Source organism: Marinobacter sp. SBS5 (assembly GCF_048285575.1).
In the GTDB taxonomy this organism is placed as follows: Bacteria; Pseudomonadota; Gammaproteobacteria; order Pseudomonadales; family Oleiphilaceae; genus Marinobacter.
In genome coordinates this window covers 141,183-158,745 of record NZ_JBLWAZ010000002.1, presented here as the reverse complement: position 1 = coordinate 158,745, position 17,563 = coordinate 141,183, and the positions used below count along the sequence as shown (strand labels likewise).

Sequence of the window (17,563 nt, the reverse complement as noted above, 5' to 3'; positions counted from 1 at the left end):
GTTCGTTGTCCTATCTGTCGGGTTCCGGGATCAATACTTGCCGTAAGTGCCTTCTTTGAGCGCATCAAACAGGTTAGCGGCAGTATGGATTTCGCCGTCGTATTCTACCTGTTCGTTGCCCTTCAAGGTGACTTTGCTGCCATCATCCAGGGTAAACTCGTACAGAGTGTTTTCGAGATCTTTCTCTTTGACCAGTACGCCCTGGAAGGCTTCCGGGTTGAAACGGAAGGTGGTGCAACCTTTCAAGCCTTGGTCGTAGGCATACAGATAAATGCCCTTGAAGTCCTGGTATGCGAAATCCTGAGGCACGTTCGCGGTCTTGGAAATGGAAGAATCGACCCATTTCTGTGCGGCGGCCTGGATGTCTACATGCTGCTTCGGTGTCACATCGTCGGATGTCGTGAAGTAGCTGGGCAGTTTTTTATCTTCTTCATTCGAGAAGGGCATGGCACCCGGATTGACCAAGTGGCGGTAAGCCAGCAGCTCGAAGGAGAAAACGTCGACTTTCTCTTTGGTTTTACGGCCTTCACGGATGATGTTACGAGCATAGTGATGCGAGAAGCTCGGCTCAATACCGTTACTGGCGTTGTTCGCCAGCGACAGGCTGATGGTGCCGGTCGGTGCGATAGAGGTGTGGTGCGTGAATCGCCCACCTTTCTCTGCCAGCTTTTCTACCAACTCGGGCTCAACCTCACCAATCTTTTGCATGTAACGGCTGTATTTTGCGTGCAGCAGCTTACCTTTCAGCTTGTCCCCGACTTTGTGGCCGTCTTGCGCCAGTTCAGGGCACTTGGCTAGCATCTTGGGTGTGACTTCAAACTCGTCGTCCATGATGGGAGCAGCGCCTTTTTCTTCAGCAAGAGCCAACGACTGGCGCCAACCTTCAACGGCCATTTCACGAACAACTTCTTCAGTAAAGGCAACTGACTCGTCTGAGCCATAGGGCATGCGCAGCATTGCAAGCGTGGAACCTAGCCCCAGAATGCCCATGCCGTGGCGACGCTTATAAGTGATTTCATGACGCTGCTCGGCCAAAGGCAGGCCGTTGATTTCCACAACGTTGTCCAGCATGCGGGTAAAGGTACCCACAACTTTACGGTATTTTTCGTAGTTGAAGCTGGCTTTCTCGGTGAACGGGTAGTCGACAAACTTGGTCAGGTTCACAGAGCCCAGCAGGCAGCTACCGTAAGGTGGCAGAGGCTGTTCGCCACATGGGTTGGTGGCACGAATATCTTCACAGAACCAGTTGTTGTTCATCTGGTTGACCTTGTCGATCAGGATGAAGCCTGGCTCGGCGTAGTCGTATGTGCTGGTCATGATGGTGTCCCAGATGAACTGGGCTTTCACGGTTTTATAGATGCGGCAGGCTACTTTGCCTTCATCGTTAACCACGTAGCTGTCCTGAACCGGGAAGTCACGGTACAAGAACTTGCTGGTGTCGGTCAGGTCGAGTTCTTCTTGCTCAACTTCTTTCCGGCTGACCGGGAAAGACAGGTGCCAGTCATCGCCATTACGTACCGCTTCGATGAAATCTTCAGTGATAAGCAGGGACAGGTTGAACTGGCGCAAGCGGCCATCTTCACGCTTGGCTTGAATGAACTCGATGACGTCAGGGTGGTGAACGTCAAAGGTCGCCATTTGCGCGCCGCGACGGCCGCCCGCAGAAGATACGGTAAAGCACATGCGGTCAAAGATATCCATGAACGACAGCGGGCCAGATGTTGTTGCACCTGCGCCAGCCACGTAGGCACCACGGGGACGCAGAGTGGAAAACTCATAACCAATACCACAGCCCGCCTTGAGGGTTAGACCGGCTTCGTGGTTTTTCTCCAGAATGTCGTTCATGGAGTCGTGGATGTTGCCAGAAACGGTGCAGTTAATGGTGGAAGTCGCCGGCTTGTGTGCTTCGGCTCCAGCATTAGATGTGATCCGGCCAGCGGGAATTGCGCCATTCTGCAAAGCCCACAGGAATTCTTTCATGTACTTGTCACGTACATTCTTTTTTTCGACTTCAGCAAGGGCTTTGGCGACCCGCTCGTAGGTTGCATTAATGTCTTTGTCTACGGACTCGCCGGTTTTGGTTTTCAGCTGATATTTGCTGGCCCAGATGTCGAGCGAAGCTTCCTGCATGGGAATCGTTGTGATCACTGCCTGTGCCTTAGCGTTCATTGCCACCCTCTGCTTTTTAAAAAACTGTCTTCTCGTCTTTAACCCTATATATGGGTTAATTTTCGATGAGTATAACAGGATATAGTGTTTTGTGAATAAGGGAGATCCTATGAATTGGGGTGGCGGAGCAAAGAAAAACAATGAAAAAAGACTTGAAAGTTCACAATCCCGTGTGGGAGTTGAGCTTATGGCTGACTCCGGATAATCAACCTGAAGGCTTGGGTTTTCAATGCTGATTTATTAGTGAACAAGCTGAAGGATTTGTGAACATTGCACGTCTGGTTTTACGACGTATCGGTAAAATGTAGTGGTGGTGTCGAACGTCTGCAGTGGCCCATAGGAATTGGCTAATACTATACAAGGAAAAAAATAATGAAAGGCCTGAAACCAACATTATTAGTGCTGTTCGTTAGTGGAGTGCCAATGCTGGCCGTTGCCGGAACAGGCATTCAGCCGCTGAATGAGGCTGCCATGGGCAATATTACCGGCCAAGCAGGTGTAACCATTGAACTTGAGACGAAGCTTAACATCGACCGCTTCATATACACCGATGAAGGATCGCTGGAAGTAAACGACATATTTGTCGGTGGTGCTAATCGTACGGACATGTTTTCAGAGATGGGGCTGAACATGAACGGTGCCGCTACGGATCGTCTGGATAACATCCGGGTCAAGATCGATGTGGCGAGCGATGGTGATGCCATCATCAATTTGTTGCCTTTGGCGTTCAATGCGGTGGACTTGAGGGTTTCGACCGGCGCTTGGAATCTGATCGGTAGTGGCGGTTCTACGACCGTTCTTAGCAACTTCAATATGGATGCGTTGATCGGTTCCGGTACGATCCGGATTGATACAGCTACAAACAAGCTGAATTTCAAAACGGACATCGCTATTGACGACATGGATTTCGATGTGCCGTTTATGGCATTAGGAATACGGGATTTTGAGCTGACGGGTGCAGATTATGATCTGCAGGCGCCTCAACCATTGAGAGTGTTTGCGCCGGTGGAGCTGGATATCTACAAGGCAGCCAACTCGCATGGAGTAGAGAGTCTGGCGGTTGATCTGCAAACGTTCGAAGCTGATGTGCGGATTGGGGGCGTTATCGTGGGCGGAACGTCTATCGGTTCAGTCACTTTGGATAATCTGGCGATCACTAATACTTCGATGCTTATATATGGCCACTAATTCTTAAAAGTGGCCGTTGAAAGAAAACGGGAGCCAATTCGGCTCCCGTTTTTCGTTAGCCTAGTAATAGGCTGTCGTCATCTACAGAGATTCCTCGTTGCTTTTCAAACAGTTCGAGGAGATCTTTCACTTCCAGACCTTCACGTTCCTTGCCGCCAATATCGAACACTACCTGACCTTGGTGCAGCATCACGGTGCGCGTGCCGACTTCCAGAGCCTGCTTCATGCTATGGGTGACCATCAGTGCAGTCAGCTTTTGTTCTTCGATGATCTTGGTGGTGAGCTCAAGTACGAAGGCTGCCGTTTTAGGGTCGAGTGCCGCGGTGTGCTCATCCAGCAAGAGGATAGAGGAGGGGGTTAGGCTCGCCATCAGCAAGCTAACGGCCTGACGTTGACCGCCCGAAAGAAGACCCATCTTGTCGCCCAAGCGGTTTTCCAAGCCCAGTTTCAGTGTCGACAGGCTTTCCCGGAACTGCTCAAGGTACTGCCGTTTAACGGCGCTGCTCAGGCCGCGGCGTTGGCCGCGTTTGATGGCTAGGGCAAGATTTTCTTCAATGCTCAAGCCTTCGCAGGTGCCTGCTAACGGGTCCTGAAACACTCGTGCCACACGGCCCGCTCGCTTATGGGTGGGGAGTCTAGTGACATCGAGGTTGTCGACTACGATTTTACCGCTATCAACCATGACTTCGCCGGATAAGGCGTTCAGGAAAGTCGATTTGCCGGCGCCATTGCTGCCAATCACGGTAACAAACTCACCCTGATTAACGGTCAGGCTCATGCCACGCAAGGCGGGGTTCTCCAGAGGCGTTCCCTTGCCAAAGGTGAGCTTAAGATCGGTTGCGCTGATCATAGGGCCTCCTCAGGCTTTCTTGCGGCTAAAGCGGTTTGTAAGGTTGGTACGCACACCCGGCAAAACAATCGCCAGAGTTACCAGAACCGCGGTAATCAGGTTGAGGTCTTGTGCTTGAAGCCCAAGAACGTCAGCGTTCAGTGCGAAGGCAATGGCCAGACGATAAATAATGGCACCAATAACGCAGGCGATCAGTGCGCGCATTACCGATGACGGAGTAATGACTGCTTCACCGCCGATAAGTGACGCCAGGCCGATAACGATAACGCCTACACCCATGGTGACGTCTGCAGCGCCTTGGCTTTGGGCGAAGAGGGCGCCGGCAAGGCCAACCAGGCCGTTCGATAAAGCAACGCCAAAAATGATCATGCCACCTGTGGCGATACCTTGAGCACGAGCCATTCGGGCATTGGCGCCGGTCGCGCGCATGGCAAGGCCTGTTTCAGACTTCATAAATCGCCATAAGAGTATCAGAGCAATGATGGTAACGATCGCAAAAAGCACAACCGAAACTTGGTGATACTCAAGAAACTCAATGTCATACCAGGGAGTTAGCACTGTGTCTTCAGTTAACAACGCGAGGTTTGGGCGGCCCATGATGCGCAGGTTAACCGAGTAAAGCGCGATCATGGTCAGGATGGATGCCAGCAGGTTCAGAATGTTGAGTTTTACATTCAAAATAGCAGTAACTGCACCGGCTGCCATGCCTGCAAGTACGGCCATGCCGGTAGCAAGCCATGGGTTCCAGCCTGAAATAATGAGAACGGCCGCTACAGCAGCACCTAAAGGAAAGCTGCCGTCGACTGTTAGATCTGGGAAATCCAGAACACGGAAAGAAAGATAGATACCAAAAGCAACCAGACCATAAATGAGGCCGGTTTCAAGAGCACCGTAGAATGCGATTTCGCTTAGCATGGGTAATGGGTCACCGTGAAAGAAAACGGGCGGGCCCTTGTGAGGCTCGCCCGTGTTGGTCAGGCATTATTTGTCGCTGTTGACGACTTCTTTGGCGTCCTTGATAAGGTCTTCAGACAGGGTGAGGCCCATGCGCTCTCCGGCAGCAGGGTTCACAAACAGGTCCAGTTCTTCCATGGTTTCGACAGGCATGGTGGCGGTGTCAGCACCTTCCAGGATTCGGACTACCATGGCGCCAGTTTGGCGGCCGTGTTTGTAGTAGTCAAAGCCCAGTGCAGCAACCGCGCCACGAGCAACCGTGGCGGTGTCAGCCGCGAATACGGGGATCTTGGAGCGCTCACCGACAGAAACGACCGCTTCTGCAGCACTGATAACGGTGTTGTCTGTGGTTAGGTAGATGGCATCGACCTTACCAACCAGTGAACGGGCAGCACCCAGTACTTCGGAAGTTTTGGTGGCAGCACCTTTTACTAGCTCAAGACCGCGAGCCTCGAGGCGCTCTTCAAGCAGCTCAATCAGAGCAACCGCGTTGGCTTCACCCGGGTTGTACACGGTGCCGATTCGCTTGGCATCGGGTAGAACACGTTGCAGCAAATCGATGTGTTTCTCAATCGGCAGCATGTCGCTTACACCGGTAATGTTCGCGCCCGGTTCTTCCCAGCTTTTAACCAGTTTGGCCGCAACTGGATCAGTAACTGCTGAAAATACCACAGGGGTTTTGCGCGCTGCAGCAGCGACGGTTTGCGCGGAAGGCGTTGCAATGGCAACGATCACATCGGGGCTTTCGCCTACAAACTTACGGGCGATTTGAGTCGCAATGGCGGAGTTGCCCTGTGCACTTTCGTGCATGAGGCGCAAGTTTTTGCCGTCAATGTATCCGCGCTCCGCCAGTTCGTCTTTCACGCCTTGGTGAGCAGAGTCGAGCGCAGGGTGCTCAACAATTTGTGTGATGGCTACAACACGGGTGTCTTCAGCCTGTACCAGGCTCGCAGCCGCCAGCAATGACGCGCCGAGCAGGGTGCGCAGGGTCTTTTTGGCCATATGCCCATCTCCGGTTTTTGGGGTTATTATCCCTTGTGTTCAGGGTTGTAAACTCAAAGTTGGCCAGTTTAACACAGGCTTACGGCATTGAGGGTAGTGACTATCGACAGTTTTCAGGTTTAAAGTTGCGAACTGCTGATGAATTGAAAAGGTTTCGTAATGACAACATTTGGATATACACTCATATGTTGCATTGCGCGACTAAAGTCTAATAATACGTAAGTCATCCAACTATAAAGAAAAGACAGGAAGATCCATGGACTCCAACCAAAAACTCCCGCTCGATATGGTCTACCACTGGGAGGCCACGAACGCCGACGCACTCTACATGACCCAGCCAATTGGAAATGGCCAGGTTGTTGAATATACGTGGGGGCGCGCGATTGACGAAGCTCGTCGGATGGCGGCTTACCTGAAATCCCTCAACCTTCCGGAAAAAAGCCGCATAGGCCTTATTTCCAAGAACTGCGCCCACTGGGTAATGACCGATTGGGCCATTTGGTTGGCCGGCCACGTCTCGGTACCTTTGTATCCAACGTTGAATGCTGACACCGTTAACTACATTCTTGGCCATGCAGAATGCGATGTGCTGTTTGTGGGTAAGCTGGATGATTGGGAAATGATGAAGCCTGGCGTGCCAGACTCTGTTCGTTGCATTTCCTATCCATTGAGCCCGTCCAACGATTTTGAAACCTGGGACGATATTGTCGCCAAGTACCCGCCGCTGGAAGGTAAGCCACAGCGCGAAGCCGCCGAGCTGGCGACTATTGTATATACCTCGGGCAGTACTGGCCGTCCGAAAGGTGTCATGCTGAGCTTTGAGAATATGGCATTTGCTGCAGTCGGTGGTACTCAGACCTTGGGTGTTGGGCCTAACGAGCGGATGTTGTCCTACTTGCCGCTGGCTCACGTTTTCGAGCGCACCTTTGTTGAGCTTGGTTCACTGTATTCTGGTTTTGAACTGTATTTCGCAGAATCTCTCGATACCTTTGTTGCGGATTTGCAGCGTGCTGAGCCAACTCTGTTCTTGTCAGTACCGCGCCTGTGGGTGAAGTTCCAGCAGGGTGTGCTGCAGAAGTTGCCTAAGAAAAAGTTGGAGCGCCTGCTTAAGGTTCCCCTGCTGAACAAAGTTATTAAGAAGAAGGTGCTTAAAGGTCTCGGTTTGAGCAAGGTGAAGCTGGCAGGCTCCGGTTCAGCACCTTTGTCTAACGATGTATTGGACTGGTACCGCAACCTCGGGCTTGAGCTTCTTGAAGGCTACGGTATGTCCGAAAACTTCGCTTATTCTCACATGAACAAGCCGGGCCGTACCCGTACGGGTTATGTCGGTGAGGCTCTGCCAGGTGTTGAAACCAAAATCAGTGAAATCGGTGAAATTCTGGTGAAGAGCCCGGCCACGATGATGGGCTATTACAAGGATGAAGAGAAAACTGCCGAAGCCTTTACCGAAGATGGTTTCCTTCGGACGGGCGACAAGGGTGAAATTGATGAGATGGGTCGCCTGAAGCTGACCGGTCGTATCAAAGAAATCTTCAAAACCAGTAAGGGCAAATACATTGCTCCAGCTCCGATCGAAAACAGCTTGATGTCGCACGGCGCAATTGAGATGGTGTGTGTCTCGGGAGCTAACCAGACTCAGCCTCACGCGCTGGTAGTGCTGTCTGAAGAGATTCGTCCGAAGTCTGCCGATGCGGCCTTCCGTGCGGAGATCGAAGAGAGCTTCAAGAAGCTGATTGAAGACGTTAACAAGACCGTTGATCCGCACGAGCAGTTGGCGTTCATTACTGTGGTCAGTGATGAATGGTCTATCGAAAACAGCTTCCTGACGCCAACACTTAAGCTTAAGCGTAATGTGGTTGAAGACGCATACCAAGCTAAGGTTGATGGTTGGTATGCTCAGAAGCAGAAGGTGATTTGGCAATAAGTTTTAAGCCAAGCACTTGATAAAAGAAAGGCCCGACAATGTCGGGCCTTTCTTGTTTTTGGCTAGCAAATAATCAACTCATGGTGCGGGAATTGGAAATCGACCGGCTCATCAAAATAATCGGAATGATGCCAGCCAGCACAATGATCAGAGCAGGCAAGGCGCTGTGGTAAAGCTGCTCGTCAGAGGCAAACTGGTACACATAGGTTGCCAGAGTCTCGTAGTTAAACGGCCTTAGGATCAGGGTTGCAGGCAGTTCCTTCATGCAGTCCACGAACACAACCAAAGCAGCTGTTAATAGTGTGCCGCGCAGCATAGGCAGGTGAACGTTGAGCAGCGTTTTGCCTGGACTGTGGCCCAAAGAGCGTGACGCCATGTCCATGCTTGGGGTGATTTTCTGAAGTGCGCTTTCCACACTGCCTGCCGATACCGCCAAAAAACGAACGGTATAGGCAAACACTAATGCGAAAGCGGATCCGCTTAGCAGCAGGCCGGTGCTGACGCCTAAGTAATCACGCATGAGTGAGTCAAGCCAGTTGTCGAAACCTGCCAGCGGAACGATCACACCAACCGCAAGTACGGCGCCGGGCATGGCATAACCAAGGCTGGACAAGCGCATCAATACCTTCATGCCTTTGGTGTTATGAAGGCGGCGGCTGTAGGCCAGGGTTACACCGATAATCAGGGTGGTTAATGCGGCTGTACCTGACAGGAACAGGCTGTTCATGGTGTTGCGAACGAACGCCGGGTTCCAGCTGACATCGAAGTACTCCCAAGCGTAGTAGCCAAGGGTCGCGCCAGGAATCAGAAAGCCAAAGACCAGTGGGATTGCGCAGACCACCACGCAGATCATCTGCCGTGGAAAGGACATGCTGAAGCGGCGGATCGGGTCCCGGTTATCTCTGGCTGCAAACTGTTCTTGCCGGCGCCGGGAGTAGCGTTCGAGCGTTACCAGAATCACCACGAAGATAAGCATGGTGGTGGCTATTTGCGCGGCTCCGCCAAGGTTACCCAGATTCATCCAGGTATCGAACAGGCCTCGGGTGAGTGTTTGCACAGCGAAGAAATCAACGGTGCCAAAATCGTTCAGCGTTTCCATCAGGACCAGAGACAGGCCAACAGCGATGGCTGGGCGGGCTATGGGCAAGACTACTTTGAAAAAGGTGCTCAAAGCCGAGTGGCCGAGACTTCGACTAACGGCAAACAGAGAAGGCGACTGCTCGAGGAAGGCGGCGCGGCCCAATAGATATACGTAGGGATAAAGGACCAGGCCAATCATCAGCGTGGCGCCTTCGAGGCTGCGAATCTCGGGGAACCAGTACTCACTGGCGTTTTGCCAGCCAAACCACTCTCGCAGTGCTCTCTGCACGGGGCCCGCATAGTCGAGCAGGCTGGTATACACGTAGGCGATAACATAGGCGGGTACGGCAAAAGGGAGCAGTAACGCCCATTCGAAAAATTTCCTGCCGGGAAAGTCGCACATGGTGACGGCCCAAGCAGTTGAGAGGCCGATGACCAACGTCAGCGCACCCACTCCGACCATCAGCTGGATGGTTGTGACGAGGTAGCGGGGCAGGGTGGTGCTGATCAAATGTGGCCAGATATTTTCTTCAGGGAATAAGGCAAGAAAAATAACGGCAAGAACAGGCAACGCAACAATGGCGGTGGTGATGATGGCGCTTACCAGCCATCTTTTCGAGGTGCGTTTTGCCAGTAAGGGTTGTGAAAGCCCGGGGTTGGCACTGCTAACAACCTCAGTCATGGCGTTCCTGTATTTGATAGTGGTGATGAGAAGTGTTGCGATTTTAGATACTGAGCCAGCTCCCTGCAATGACTCGCGTCATCTTGTTGTTCGTCAACTTAATCTATAAGGGGCCAAAATAACGAAAAAAGGGTGCACTTAACGTGCACCCTTTAGTATGACTCTAATGAACAATGATTCTTAGCTGTCGTAATCTACGCGATCAACCAGTTTCACAGCGGCATTCCGATTCTCTGCAATTTCTTGCAGGGAAAGGCTGTCAGGGTTGATCTCTCCCCATTCAGCTACCAGACCTGTCGGTTTAACCTCCGGGTTGGCGGGGTATTCGGTATTGGCTTCAGCGTAAATGCGCTGAGCTTCCGGTGAGGACAAGAATTCCATCAGTTTGATGGCGTTGTCTTTGTTCGGTGCGCTCTTGGTCAGAGAAATACCGCTAATGTTGACGTGAGTGCCGCGACCTTCTGCATTAGGGAAAATGAGGTTTACTTGCTCGGCAATTGGGCGCTGGTTGTCATCTTTCAGCATGTTGCCGTAGTAGTAGCTGTTGCCGATGGAAATGTCGCACTCACCTTCCGCGATGGCTTTGATTTGATCGCGATCGCCGCCCTGAGGTTTGCGGGCGAGGTTGTTTTTAACGCCCTTCAACCACGCTTCGGTTTCAGCTTCGCCGTGGTGGGCAATCATGGAGGAAATCAGCGCGATGTTGTACGGGTGCTTGCCGCTGCGGGTGCAGATGCGATCTTCCCATTTCTTATCGGCCAGCTCTTCGTAGCTGGTGATTTCCCCTTCTTTTACACGGTCTTTAGAGGCAAAGATTAAACGGCCGCGAGTGGTGAGGGCGTACCATTTGCCTTCAGGGTGGCGCAGGTTTTCAGGGATGTTGTGGGACAGCGTTTCGGATTCAACACCCGCCACCAGGTCTCGTTCGACCAGTTCGTTAATACGAGAGATGTCGACGGTCATGACAACGTCAGCCGGGCTGTTACGGCCTTCACGCTCAAGGCGCTCTGCCAGGCCTTGTTTGGCAAATACGACGTTGGCTTCAATGCCGGTTTCTTTGGTGAACGCGTTCAATAAAGGTTCGAGCAGGTATGCTTGGCGATAGGAGTAGATGTTAACTTCGCCATCGGCTGAGGCGCTGAGCGGCATGGCTGCAAGGGCCATGGCGGCGGTTGCGGCTAGTTTCATACGCATAGGTGCTTTCCTTTAATTTCGATGCTAGTGAATGCGTGCCTGTAATTGGGTATCAACGGCATTTCAGAACGACAACCATTCTCATTCATAGTGGCTGTTGAGTCAATAACTCTCTTGGCATATTTTCGTAAAAATGGTGGTATGCTTCTTAACACTATAAAAAGACGTAACTTCTTAGGAAATCCCAGAATGTCCACAAGTGATCGCAGGGAGCACGGTCGCACAGCGATGAGTGCAAAGGTAAAGGTCATCCACGAAGAATTGGGAGAGCATGTTTTTCCCACTCGCGATATTTCGGATGGCGGAATATTCATTGCGTTAGAAGGTGCGTCTTTTGCACCGAAACTGGGTGATCGGGTTGTTGTCCAGGTTCAGGGTTTGCCGGTGCCAGCGCCAATATTGGATATGGTCGTGGTCCGGCAGACGGACGAGGGGTACGGGCTTCAATTTGCCTCTGAAGTTGAATAGCGTTCTGGAAAAAAATGTTAGTGATGGATTAATGCGCTTGGGAAGGCCCGCTTTCATGATTTTGTTTGATGCTTTTCGTATAAAACCTGTCGTTATCGGCTTGTCCTTCCTGTTGCTTCAGGGGTGCGCCAGCTATTACACCCACTACGCCATGTTTCCCGGGGAAAATTCATCGGGCGAATCTCGCCAGATAAGGGTGTCGTGGCAAACGGCAGACTATCCGGGCTGGTCGTTCATTCGCGACAAATCAACCACCATGAAAGTGGAAACCCAATGCAGTGATCGGGTGTGGCGGCTCGCGGATGACAGTCATGAACAAGCCGGCAGTTGTTCGGGAGGCGTGAGAGGCTGCGGTGATCCAAACCTGGATGCGAGTGTGTTTGACGGAGGCCCGGTGGGCGATGTTGCTTGCATGAAAGTTGTCGGGCCTGAGTCTGTACAGCGCATTGCTGATATCGGTGCCAAGTTTCAGTTGTCGGTTTCTTGCCAGCCTTTGGCAGCACAAGTATCTAAAGGCGATGAAGTGGTAACTATGGATTACCTTCGCCCGTCAACCGTCGCGTATACCGTGTATGCCCGTAAGGTATCTCGAGGTACGCTGAACGCCCGATTGCCAGAGTTTGATGAATCGGTGTGTAAAACGGATTGATCCTAAGCTGGCATCTGTGTGATTTGGTTCCCATTCCTACACTTTGTTGCGATTAGATAAGCAGAGTTACCTTTTGGTCCGTTTTAGTGACCGATCTCTACAAAATGGTAATGGCAGCTATGCACCGGCGTGCCACACTTAGTACCCTGAGACACTTGTATCTGAGGGGAAAGTGGTGGGCGTTCAGCAACGAAAGCTAGCGGTGCATGATCTTGAGATTGGCATGTTTGTGTCTGATCTCGATCGACCGTGGCATCAAACTCCTTTCCCGGTTCAGGGTTTTTATATTCGTTCGCAAAACGATGTGCGAGCGCTCGTTTCTCACTGCAAATGGGTGATGGTTGACGAGCCTGAATCCCGTGAATCCATCGGTGTTGAAGCCCGAAGTGTTGTAGGGTTTCGGACACGCTCTAAACAAAGAGCTAACGGTCGTGAAGAGGTGGAGCTTCCGCCACTGAGTATTCGTGAGCCCGTAAACCACCGAGTTACCACTTCCTTAAAGAAAGAAATCAAAGCCTCGAAAAAACTCCTGGGTGATGCTGAAGTCGCGCTGGAGAAATTGTTCGACTCTGTACGTTCCGAGGGTGGATTGGATGGCCGCCTCGTAGCCGACGTTACCAAAAAAATGGTGAAAAGCGTCTGCAGGCAACCCAGTGCGCTCTTGTGGCTGAGCCGAACCCGACAATACGATGATTTTGTGTATCGCCATGCGTTGAATACGTCGGTGTGGGCGTTAGTGGTAGGGCGTCAGCTGGGGCTGAATGAAGGGCTTTTGAATCATCTGGGAGCCGGTTGCCTGCTTTCTCAAGTAGGTAAGACGACGCTACCCGCAGGGATTGTTGAGCAGGAGCAGCAGCTGTCTGTCGAAGAATTCGAGATTTTCAGGACCTACGTTCAGCGAGGTGTTGAAATATTGCGGCCGTCAGGCATTTCCAAGGCGGTGCTGAGTGTTGTTCAGGGCCACAGAGAGCGTCACAATGGATCCGGGTTTCCAGCCGGTGTAGGCGGCGAAAGGATTCCGTTGTTAGCGAAAGTGGCGGGTATTGCCGAGTTTTTCGAATCGTTGATTGCGCCCCGTGAGGGGCAAGAGCCCATGACGCCGGCTAAAGCCGTAGGCTTGCTCTACGAAATGCGTAACATTGAGTTTCAGAAGGACTTGGTTGAGGCGTTTATTCAGGCGGTTGGCGTGTACCCTGCCGGTACCTTGGTTGAGCTCTCGGATGGTTGTCGTGGTGTTGTGGTTTCGCACAGTCCGGAGCGTCGGTTATGGCCAAGTGTTATGGTCATGCAGGCGGCAGGCCAAAGTTCGCTTAAAAGTGGAAAGGTGGTTGATCTGGCCCGGTACAACGAATCTAGAGCGCAGGGTGAAGTCCTTTCGGTGCGGGAGTGTTTGCCGCACGGAACGGACGGCCTCGATCTGATGGGCTTGGATGCGACCAATGAGCCTCAATGGTCGCTCGGCAAGCTTTTTACTCGGTGATCAGAACCCGTAGAGATTTCCGAATCCAACGGTAATCGTTTTCTGGCTTGAAGTTGATCAGGATTTCCGATTCTCCACCGGCGTCCCCGTCCACGAAATATTCGACGCCTGCTTCTTGCCAGCTCCATGAGTGCACGGCAACGTCTTGGGGCCGTGTACTGATCGCTTCAACTCCGTTCTTGGTGATGGCGATATTGCCCCCCACTTTTTTTATCGTAATCGTTTTTAACGCGGTGTCGCTCGCCGGGTGCGATGCCACATGATCAGAGAGGTAGTATTGCCGGCTAATGGCATTGGTGATGCCAGAGAGCTCAGTGGCCAAGTATTCCTTGGCGCCTTGCGCGTCGATGTCTTCGATGCTTCGAACGGATTGGAGAATGCGCTCCCTTAATGATTGGAGGTCTTGCTTGTAGGAAATACTAGGGTCGATGTCATCGTCATTTTCGGGGCGTTCCGGTGCGCTTTCGATGTCGGCCAGTGTGGGAGGTTGGTCGCACAGCTGGTCGCCTATTTCATGGAAACATATGGCAGCCAGCAGTTGGTTCGCTGCAGACTCGGGAGCTTCGAACTCGGCTGACGGTATTGTGAAGTCTACGTTGGAGGGCCGGCCGGGATCACTAAGGGCTGCGTTTAGTTGATCAATCACACGAGGAAGAATCTCAATGCCGTCGTCGTCTTGAATGACTTCCGTCCAGTTCAGTGCCATCAGGAAGCGGGTGCGGTTGAGCAGTTCTTGATTGTTGAGAAGCGTGGATTCCGTGAGAGCATGATCTTTCAGGTTTTGACTATCAACCTTTGAAGTTTTTAAGGCTTCACGGAGTTCCGGTTGGAAATCGAGAAAGCTGACAAACTCTTTTGCGGGCACGTTCTCTGCAATCAGCAGGGCGCCGACTTTTAAGGATAAGGTTTCGCCGGCGTAGTAACGGAATTTGCCTTGTGCATCGGTGGTGCTTTTCTGGCTGGCCGTTTGATAAGTTAGGCCGCTTATGCCGTGGCTTTGGATTTGACCTGTGTGAGTATCATCAGAGCCTGAACCTCCTCCGTCAGAGCATGCAGACAGCATCAGGGCAGTGGAGAGTAACAGTAGTAAACGGCGCAGATGAACGAGTTCCATGGTGTGTCGTACAATCCCTTCGCGATCACCTGATTTGCCGAAGGCAGTTACAGGTTTTGTAAGTTGTTGTAACGGCATTATAGGGAGGGTGGTTCGCCTATATCGGGAAACCTGTCGCAGTTTGGGGCTTTCGTGCGCTGCTGATGAATATCGTCCATCGCCTTGAATTTTGACGAATTGCCTCAATCACATAGCCCACTACATATTTTACCGTTCGCGCGGTGCATTTATTAACAGCGGTTCGACTTATGACCTATGCATTGGAAATTGAAAGACTTGAGAAACGCTACGGAGACGGCTTCTACGCTCTGAAAGGGATTGATCTTCAGGTAGATGAAGGCGATTTCTTTGCCTTGCTGGGCCCGAACGGCGCCGGTAAATCGACTACGCTCGGAATCGTGTCTTCGCTGGTGAATAAGTCTGGAGGCGTGGTCCGGGTATTTGGGAAAGATATCGACACCCAGCTTTCCGATGCAAAGCTTAATCTTGGTGTGGTGCCTCAAGAGTTTAATTTTAATCAGTTTGAAAAGGTGTTTGATATTGTCACCACTCAGGCAGGCTACTATGGGATTCCTCTGAAGCAAGCCCGAGTGTCTGCTGAAAAGTACCTGAAAAAACTGGGGCTTTGGGACAAACGCAATACACCTGCCCGCATGTTGTCCGGGGGTATGAAGCGGCGACTTATGATTGCGCGTGCTTTGGTGCATGAACCCAGGCTGTTGATACTTGATGAGCCGACCGCTGGCGTTGATATCGAGTTGCGCCGCTCTATGTGGCAATTTCTTGAAGAGATTAACCGGCAAGGTACCACCATTATCCTCACCACTCATTATCTGGAAGAGGCCGAGGCCCTGTGCCGGAATATCGCGATCATTGATCATGGCGAGATTATCCGCCATACCAGCAAGCGAGAGCTGCTACAGCAATTAAGTGTTGAAGCCTTTATTCTTGATACCGAGCAAACACTGGACGCCGCACCTGAGTTGGAGGGGTTTAAGTGCTTGATTAATAGCGATGGAGCCTTGGAAGTTGAGGTGGCAAAAGGGCAGGGGCTAAATGCTCTGTTCAAGGAATTGGAAAAAGAAGGAATCAAGGTCAGCAGTATGCGAACCAAGGCAAACCGCCTGGAGGAATTGTTTGTGCGAATGGTGGAAGAGAATGCCAGTGATGCCCCAAAAGCGAAGGAGGGTTCCGTATGACACCTCTTGCTCTTTGGACGGCGTTTCAAACCATTGTTCTGCGCGAAATCCGCCGGTTTACTCGAATCTGGCCCCAGACCCTGCTACCACCAGCGGTCACCATGACCTTGTATTTCATTATATTCGGTAATTTGATCGGCTCTCGCATCGGCAATATGGGCGGTTTTGACTATATGCAGTTCATAGTCCCGGGGCTGATTATGATGGCGGTGATCACGAACTCCTACGCCAACGTGGTCTCGTCGTTCTTCTCGATGAAGTTTCAGCGAAGCATTGAAGAATTGTTGGTGTCGCCGGTGCCGAACTGGACCATTCTGGCCGGCTACGTGGTGGGAGGAATGTCCAGAGGGCTGATTATCGGGTTGATTGTCACCCTGTTGTCCCTGGCCTTCACGCAGCTTGCGATCCACAACCTTCCGATGGTGATCATTACCGTGTTCCTGACCTCGGCATTGTTCTCGCTCGGCGGCTTTATCAATGCCATGTTGGCGACCAAATTCGATGACATCTCCATCGTGCCTACGTTTGTGCTGACACCGCTCACTTATCTCGGTGGTGTGTTTTACAGCATCGAATTGCTGCCAACGTTCTGGCAGAACGTGTCGCTGGCCAATCCGATCCTGTATATGGTGAATGGCTTCCGCTACGGCATACTGGGTGTTTCGGATGTTAATCCGTTCGTGTCGCTTGGTATGATTCTGGTCTTTATTGTTCTGCTTTCAGTCATTGCTTTGCGTATGCTTGCGCGCGGCAAAGGCATCCGACACTAACTGGGTCCGGTAGGATTTATGGCACTTGATAACGCTCCGCTGGGCAAGTCCAGCGATTACCCGGATCAGTACGATCCTTCGTTGTTGTTTCCGGTAGCCCGGGAAGAAAACCGTCGCCGTATCGGTCTCGAGGATGGGCGCTGGCCCTGGTTCGGGGAAGATATGTGGCAAGCGTGGGAGCTTTCCTGGCTGCGCCCCGGCGGTGTGCCGGTGGTGGCTTGGGCGGAGATCCGCTTCCCGGCTGCATCGCCTTCTATTGTTGAGAGTAAGTCGTTAAAACTGTATCTCAACTCTCTGAATCAACATGTTTTCTCCTCGGAAGAGCAGGTTGCTGAAACGATCACCCGGGATTTGTCCAAGGTGTGTGGTGGTGCCGTTCTGGTGCACATGCTAAGTGTCGATGAAACCACGGCAGCGGTTGGTCGGCCAGACGGATATGAGCTGATCGATGATGAAGCAGTGGAGGATGTGGTGTACGAATACGCTCCGGACTCCCTGTTAGCCGGCGGGGCAGAGGTAACAGAGGGACTGTGTTCCCATTTGCTGAAGAGTAATTGCCCGGTAACGGGGCAGCCCGATTGGGCAACGATTTTCATTCGATACACGGGGCCGGCCATTGATCGGGCCGGGCTGCTTCGCTACATCATCAGCTTCCGACAGAAGCAAGACTTCCACGAGCACTGTGTAGAAACCGTGTTTACGGACTTGATGCAGCGTTGTAAGCCAACAGAATTGATGGTGTGCGCGCGTTACACTCGCCGGGGCGGGTTGGATATTAACCCTTGGCGCAGCACCAGCCCTCAGGATGGGGTGGGGCCAAGGTTGGTTCGGCAGTAACGG

15 protein-coding genes are annotated in these 17,563 nt (G+C 52.0%); 8 read left to right on the top strand and 7 right to left on the bottom strand.

Annotated elements, in window-relative coordinates; all coding sequences use genetic code 11:
• Window positions 1-30: 30 nt before the first annotated feature.
• Window positions 31-2,169 carry an adenosylcobalamin-dependent ribonucleoside-diphosphate reductase gene (locus ACNQ6O_RS06330; RefSeq protein ID WP_418052405.1) on the bottom strand — a complete coding sequence of 713 codons (2,139 nt, stop codon included), beginning with the start codon at window positions 2,167-2,169 and terminating at the stop codon, window positions 31-33.
• Between the two features lie 372 nt (window positions 2,170-2,541).
• Here ACNQ6O_RS06330 and ACNQ6O_RS06325 point away from each other — a divergent pair, with 372 nt between their 5' ends.
• The gene (locus ACNQ6O_RS06325) at window positions 2,542-3,357 is read left to right on the top strand and encodes a DUF6160 family protein (RefSeq protein ID WP_418052404.1); all 816 of its coding nucleotides are present in this window, start codon (window positions 2,542-2,544) and stop codon (window positions 3,355-3,357) included.
• 55 nt (window positions 3,358-3,412) lie between these two features.
• Here ACNQ6O_RS06325 and ACNQ6O_RS06320 read toward each other — a convergent pair whose 3' ends face one another.
• From ACNQ6O_RS06320 to ACNQ6O_RS06310, 3 genes are all read right to left on the bottom strand, one after another.
• The gene (locus ACNQ6O_RS06320) at window positions 3,413-4,207 is read right to left on the bottom strand and encodes an ABC transporter ATP-binding protein (RefSeq protein ID WP_418052403.1); all 795 of its coding nucleotides are present in this window, start codon (window positions 4,205-4,207) and stop codon (window positions 3,413-3,415) included.
• A 9-nt stretch (window positions 4,208-4,216) separates the two neighbouring features.
• Window positions 4,217-5,122, bottom strand: a complete 906-nt coding sequence (locus ACNQ6O_RS06315) for an ABC transporter permease (RefSeq protein WP_418052402.1) — start codon at window positions 5,120-5,122, stop codon at window positions 4,217-4,219.
• Between the two features lie 66 nt (window positions 5,123-5,188).
• Window positions 5,189-6,163, bottom strand: a complete 975-nt coding sequence (locus ACNQ6O_RS06310; RefSeq protein WP_418052401.1) for an ABC transporter substrate-binding protein — start codon at window positions 6,161-6,163, stop codon at window positions 5,189-5,191.
• Window positions 6,164-6,419: 256 nt separating this feature from the next.
• Between ACNQ6O_RS06310 and ACNQ6O_RS06305 the strand changes: the two genes are divergently transcribed.
• Window positions 6,420-8,087: an AMP-binding protein gene (locus ACNQ6O_RS06305; protein ID WP_418052400.1), complete on the top strand. Its 1,668-nt coding sequence runs from the start codon at window positions 6,420-6,422 to the stop codon at window positions 8,085-8,087.
• A gap of 73 nt (window positions 8,088-8,160) precedes the next feature.
• Here ACNQ6O_RS06305 and ACNQ6O_RS06300 read toward each other — a convergent pair whose 3' ends face one another.
• Together ACNQ6O_RS06300 and ACNQ6O_RS06295 are read right to left on the bottom strand one after the other, a co-directional pair.
• On the bottom strand, window positions 8,161-9,849 hold the full coding sequence (locus ACNQ6O_RS06300) for an ABC transporter permease (protein WP_418052399.1): 1,689 nt from the start codon (window positions 9,847-9,849) through the stop codon (window positions 8,161-8,163).
• A gap of 180 nt (window positions 9,850-10,029) precedes the next feature.
• Entirely contained in the window at window positions 10,030-11,043 is a 1,014-nt protein-coding gene (locus ACNQ6O_RS06295) for a Fe(3+) ABC transporter substrate-binding protein (protein WP_418052398.1), read from the bottom strand.
• A 189-nt stretch (window positions 11,044-11,232) separates the two neighbouring features.
• On the opposite strand from ACNQ6O_RS06295, the gene ACNQ6O_RS06290 reads away from it, so the two are divergent.
• The 3 genes from ACNQ6O_RS06290 (at window position 11,233) to ACNQ6O_RS06280 (ending at window position 13,640) form a co-directional block, all read left to right on the top strand.
• Complete coding sequence (locus tag ACNQ6O_RS06290; RefSeq protein ID WP_418052397.1) at window positions 11,233-11,511, top strand: PilZ domain-containing protein; 279 nt, start codon at window positions 11,233-11,235, stop codon at window positions 11,509-11,511.
• 55 nt (window positions 11,512-11,566) lie between these two features.
• Window positions 11,567-12,160 carry a hypothetical protein gene (locus tag ACNQ6O_RS06285; protein ID WP_418052396.1) on the top strand — a complete coding sequence of 198 codons (594 nt, stop codon included), beginning with the start codon at window positions 11,567-11,569 and terminating at the stop codon, window positions 12,158-12,160.
• A gap of 175 nt (window positions 12,161-12,335) precedes the next feature.
• Entirely contained in the window at window positions 12,336-13,640 is a 1,305-nt protein-coding gene (locus ACNQ6O_RS06280) for an HD-GYP domain-containing protein (protein WP_418052395.1), read from the top strand.
• Here the strand turns inward: ACNQ6O_RS06280 and ACNQ6O_RS06275 are convergent.
• Window positions 13,630-14,754 (bottom strand): organic solvent ABC transporter permease, encoded by a 1,125-nt coding sequence (locus ACNQ6O_RS06275; RefSeq protein ID WP_418052394.1) that lies wholly within the window; start codon window positions 14,752-14,754, stop codon window positions 13,630-13,632. The genes ACNQ6O_RS06280 and ACNQ6O_RS06275 overlap by 11 nt on opposite strands.
• A 248-nt stretch (window positions 14,755-15,002) precedes the next feature.
• Here ACNQ6O_RS06275 and ACNQ6O_RS06270 point away from each other — a divergent pair, with 248 nt between their 5' ends.
• From ACNQ6O_RS06270 to queF, 3 genes are read left to right on the top strand one after another with little or no spacing between them, the layout of a single operon-like run.
• Entirely contained in the window at window positions 15,003-15,953 is a 951-nt protein-coding gene (locus ACNQ6O_RS06270) for an ABC transporter ATP-binding protein (RefSeq protein WP_418052393.1), read from the top strand.
• Window positions 15,950-16,723, top strand: coding sequence for an ABC transporter permease (locus ACNQ6O_RS06265; protein ID WP_418052392.1), 774 nt, complete (start codon window positions 15,950-15,952; stop codon window positions 16,721-16,723). Before ACNQ6O_RS06270 ends, ACNQ6O_RS06265 begins: the two co-directional genes overlap by 4 nt.
• 18 nt (window positions 16,724-16,741) lie before the next feature.
• Complete coding sequence (gene queF / locus ACNQ6O_RS06260; protein ID WP_418052391.1) at window positions 16,742-17,560, top strand: NADPH-dependent 7-cyano-7-deazaguanine reductase QueF; 819 nt, start codon at window positions 16,742-16,744, stop codon at window positions 17,558-17,560.
• Window positions 17,561-17,563: the final 3 nt, after the last annotated feature.

Excerpts from the sequence above, each read along its gene's own strand:
- ACNQ6O_RS06330 (WP_418052405.1), bottom strand. The coding sequence starts at position 2,169 with ATGAACGCTAAGGCACAGGCAGTGATCACAACGATTCCCATGCAGGAA.
- ACNQ6O_RS06325 (WP_418052404.1), top strand. The coding sequence starts at position 2,542 with ATGAAAGGCCTGAAACCAACATTATTAGTGCTGTTCGTTAGTGGAGTG.
- ACNQ6O_RS06320 (WP_418052403.1), bottom strand. The coding sequence starts at position 4,207 with ATGATCAGCGCAACCGATCTTAAGCTCACCTTTGGCAAGGGAACGCCT.
- ACNQ6O_RS06315 (WP_418052402.1), bottom strand. The coding sequence starts at position 5,122 with ATGCTAAGCGAAATCGCATTCTACGGTGCTCTTGAAACCGGCCTCATT.
- ACNQ6O_RS06310 (WP_418052401.1), bottom strand. The coding sequence starts at position 6,163 with ATGGCCAAAAAGACCCTGCGCACCCTGCTCGGCGCGTCATTGCTGGCG.
- ACNQ6O_RS06305 (WP_418052400.1), top strand. The coding sequence starts at position 6,420 with ATGGACTCCAACCAAAAACTCCCGCTCGATATGGTCTACCACTGGGAG.
- ACNQ6O_RS06300 (WP_418052399.1), bottom strand. The coding sequence starts at position 9,849 with ATGACTGAGGTTGTTAGCAGTGCCAACCCCGGGCTTTCACAACCCTTA.
- ACNQ6O_RS06295 (WP_418052398.1), bottom strand. The coding sequence starts at position 11,043 with ATGCGTATGAAACTAGCCGCAACCGCCGCCATGGCCCTTGCAGCCATG.
- ACNQ6O_RS06290 (WP_418052397.1), top strand. The coding sequence starts at position 11,233 with ATGTCCACAAGTGATCGCAGGGAGCACGGTCGCACAGCGATGAGTGCA.
- ACNQ6O_RS06285 (WP_418052396.1), top strand. The coding sequence starts at position 11,567 with ATGATTTTGTTTGATGCTTTTCGTATAAAACCTGTCGTTATCGGCTTG.
- ACNQ6O_RS06275 (WP_418052394.1), bottom strand. The coding sequence starts at position 14,754 with ATGGAACTCGTTCATCTGCGCCGTTTACTACTGTTACTCTCCACTGCC.
- ACNQ6O_RS06270 (WP_418052393.1), top strand. The coding sequence starts at position 15,003 with ATGACCTATGCATTGGAAATTGAAAGACTTGAGAAACGCTACGGAGAC.
- ACNQ6O_RS06265 (WP_418052392.1), top strand. The coding sequence starts at position 15,950 with ATGACACCTCTTGCTCTTTGGACGGCGTTTCAAACCATTGTTCTGCGC.
- queF (WP_418052391.1), top strand. The coding sequence starts at position 16,742 with ATGGCACTTGATAACGCTCCGCTGGGCAAGTCCAGCGATTACCCGGAT.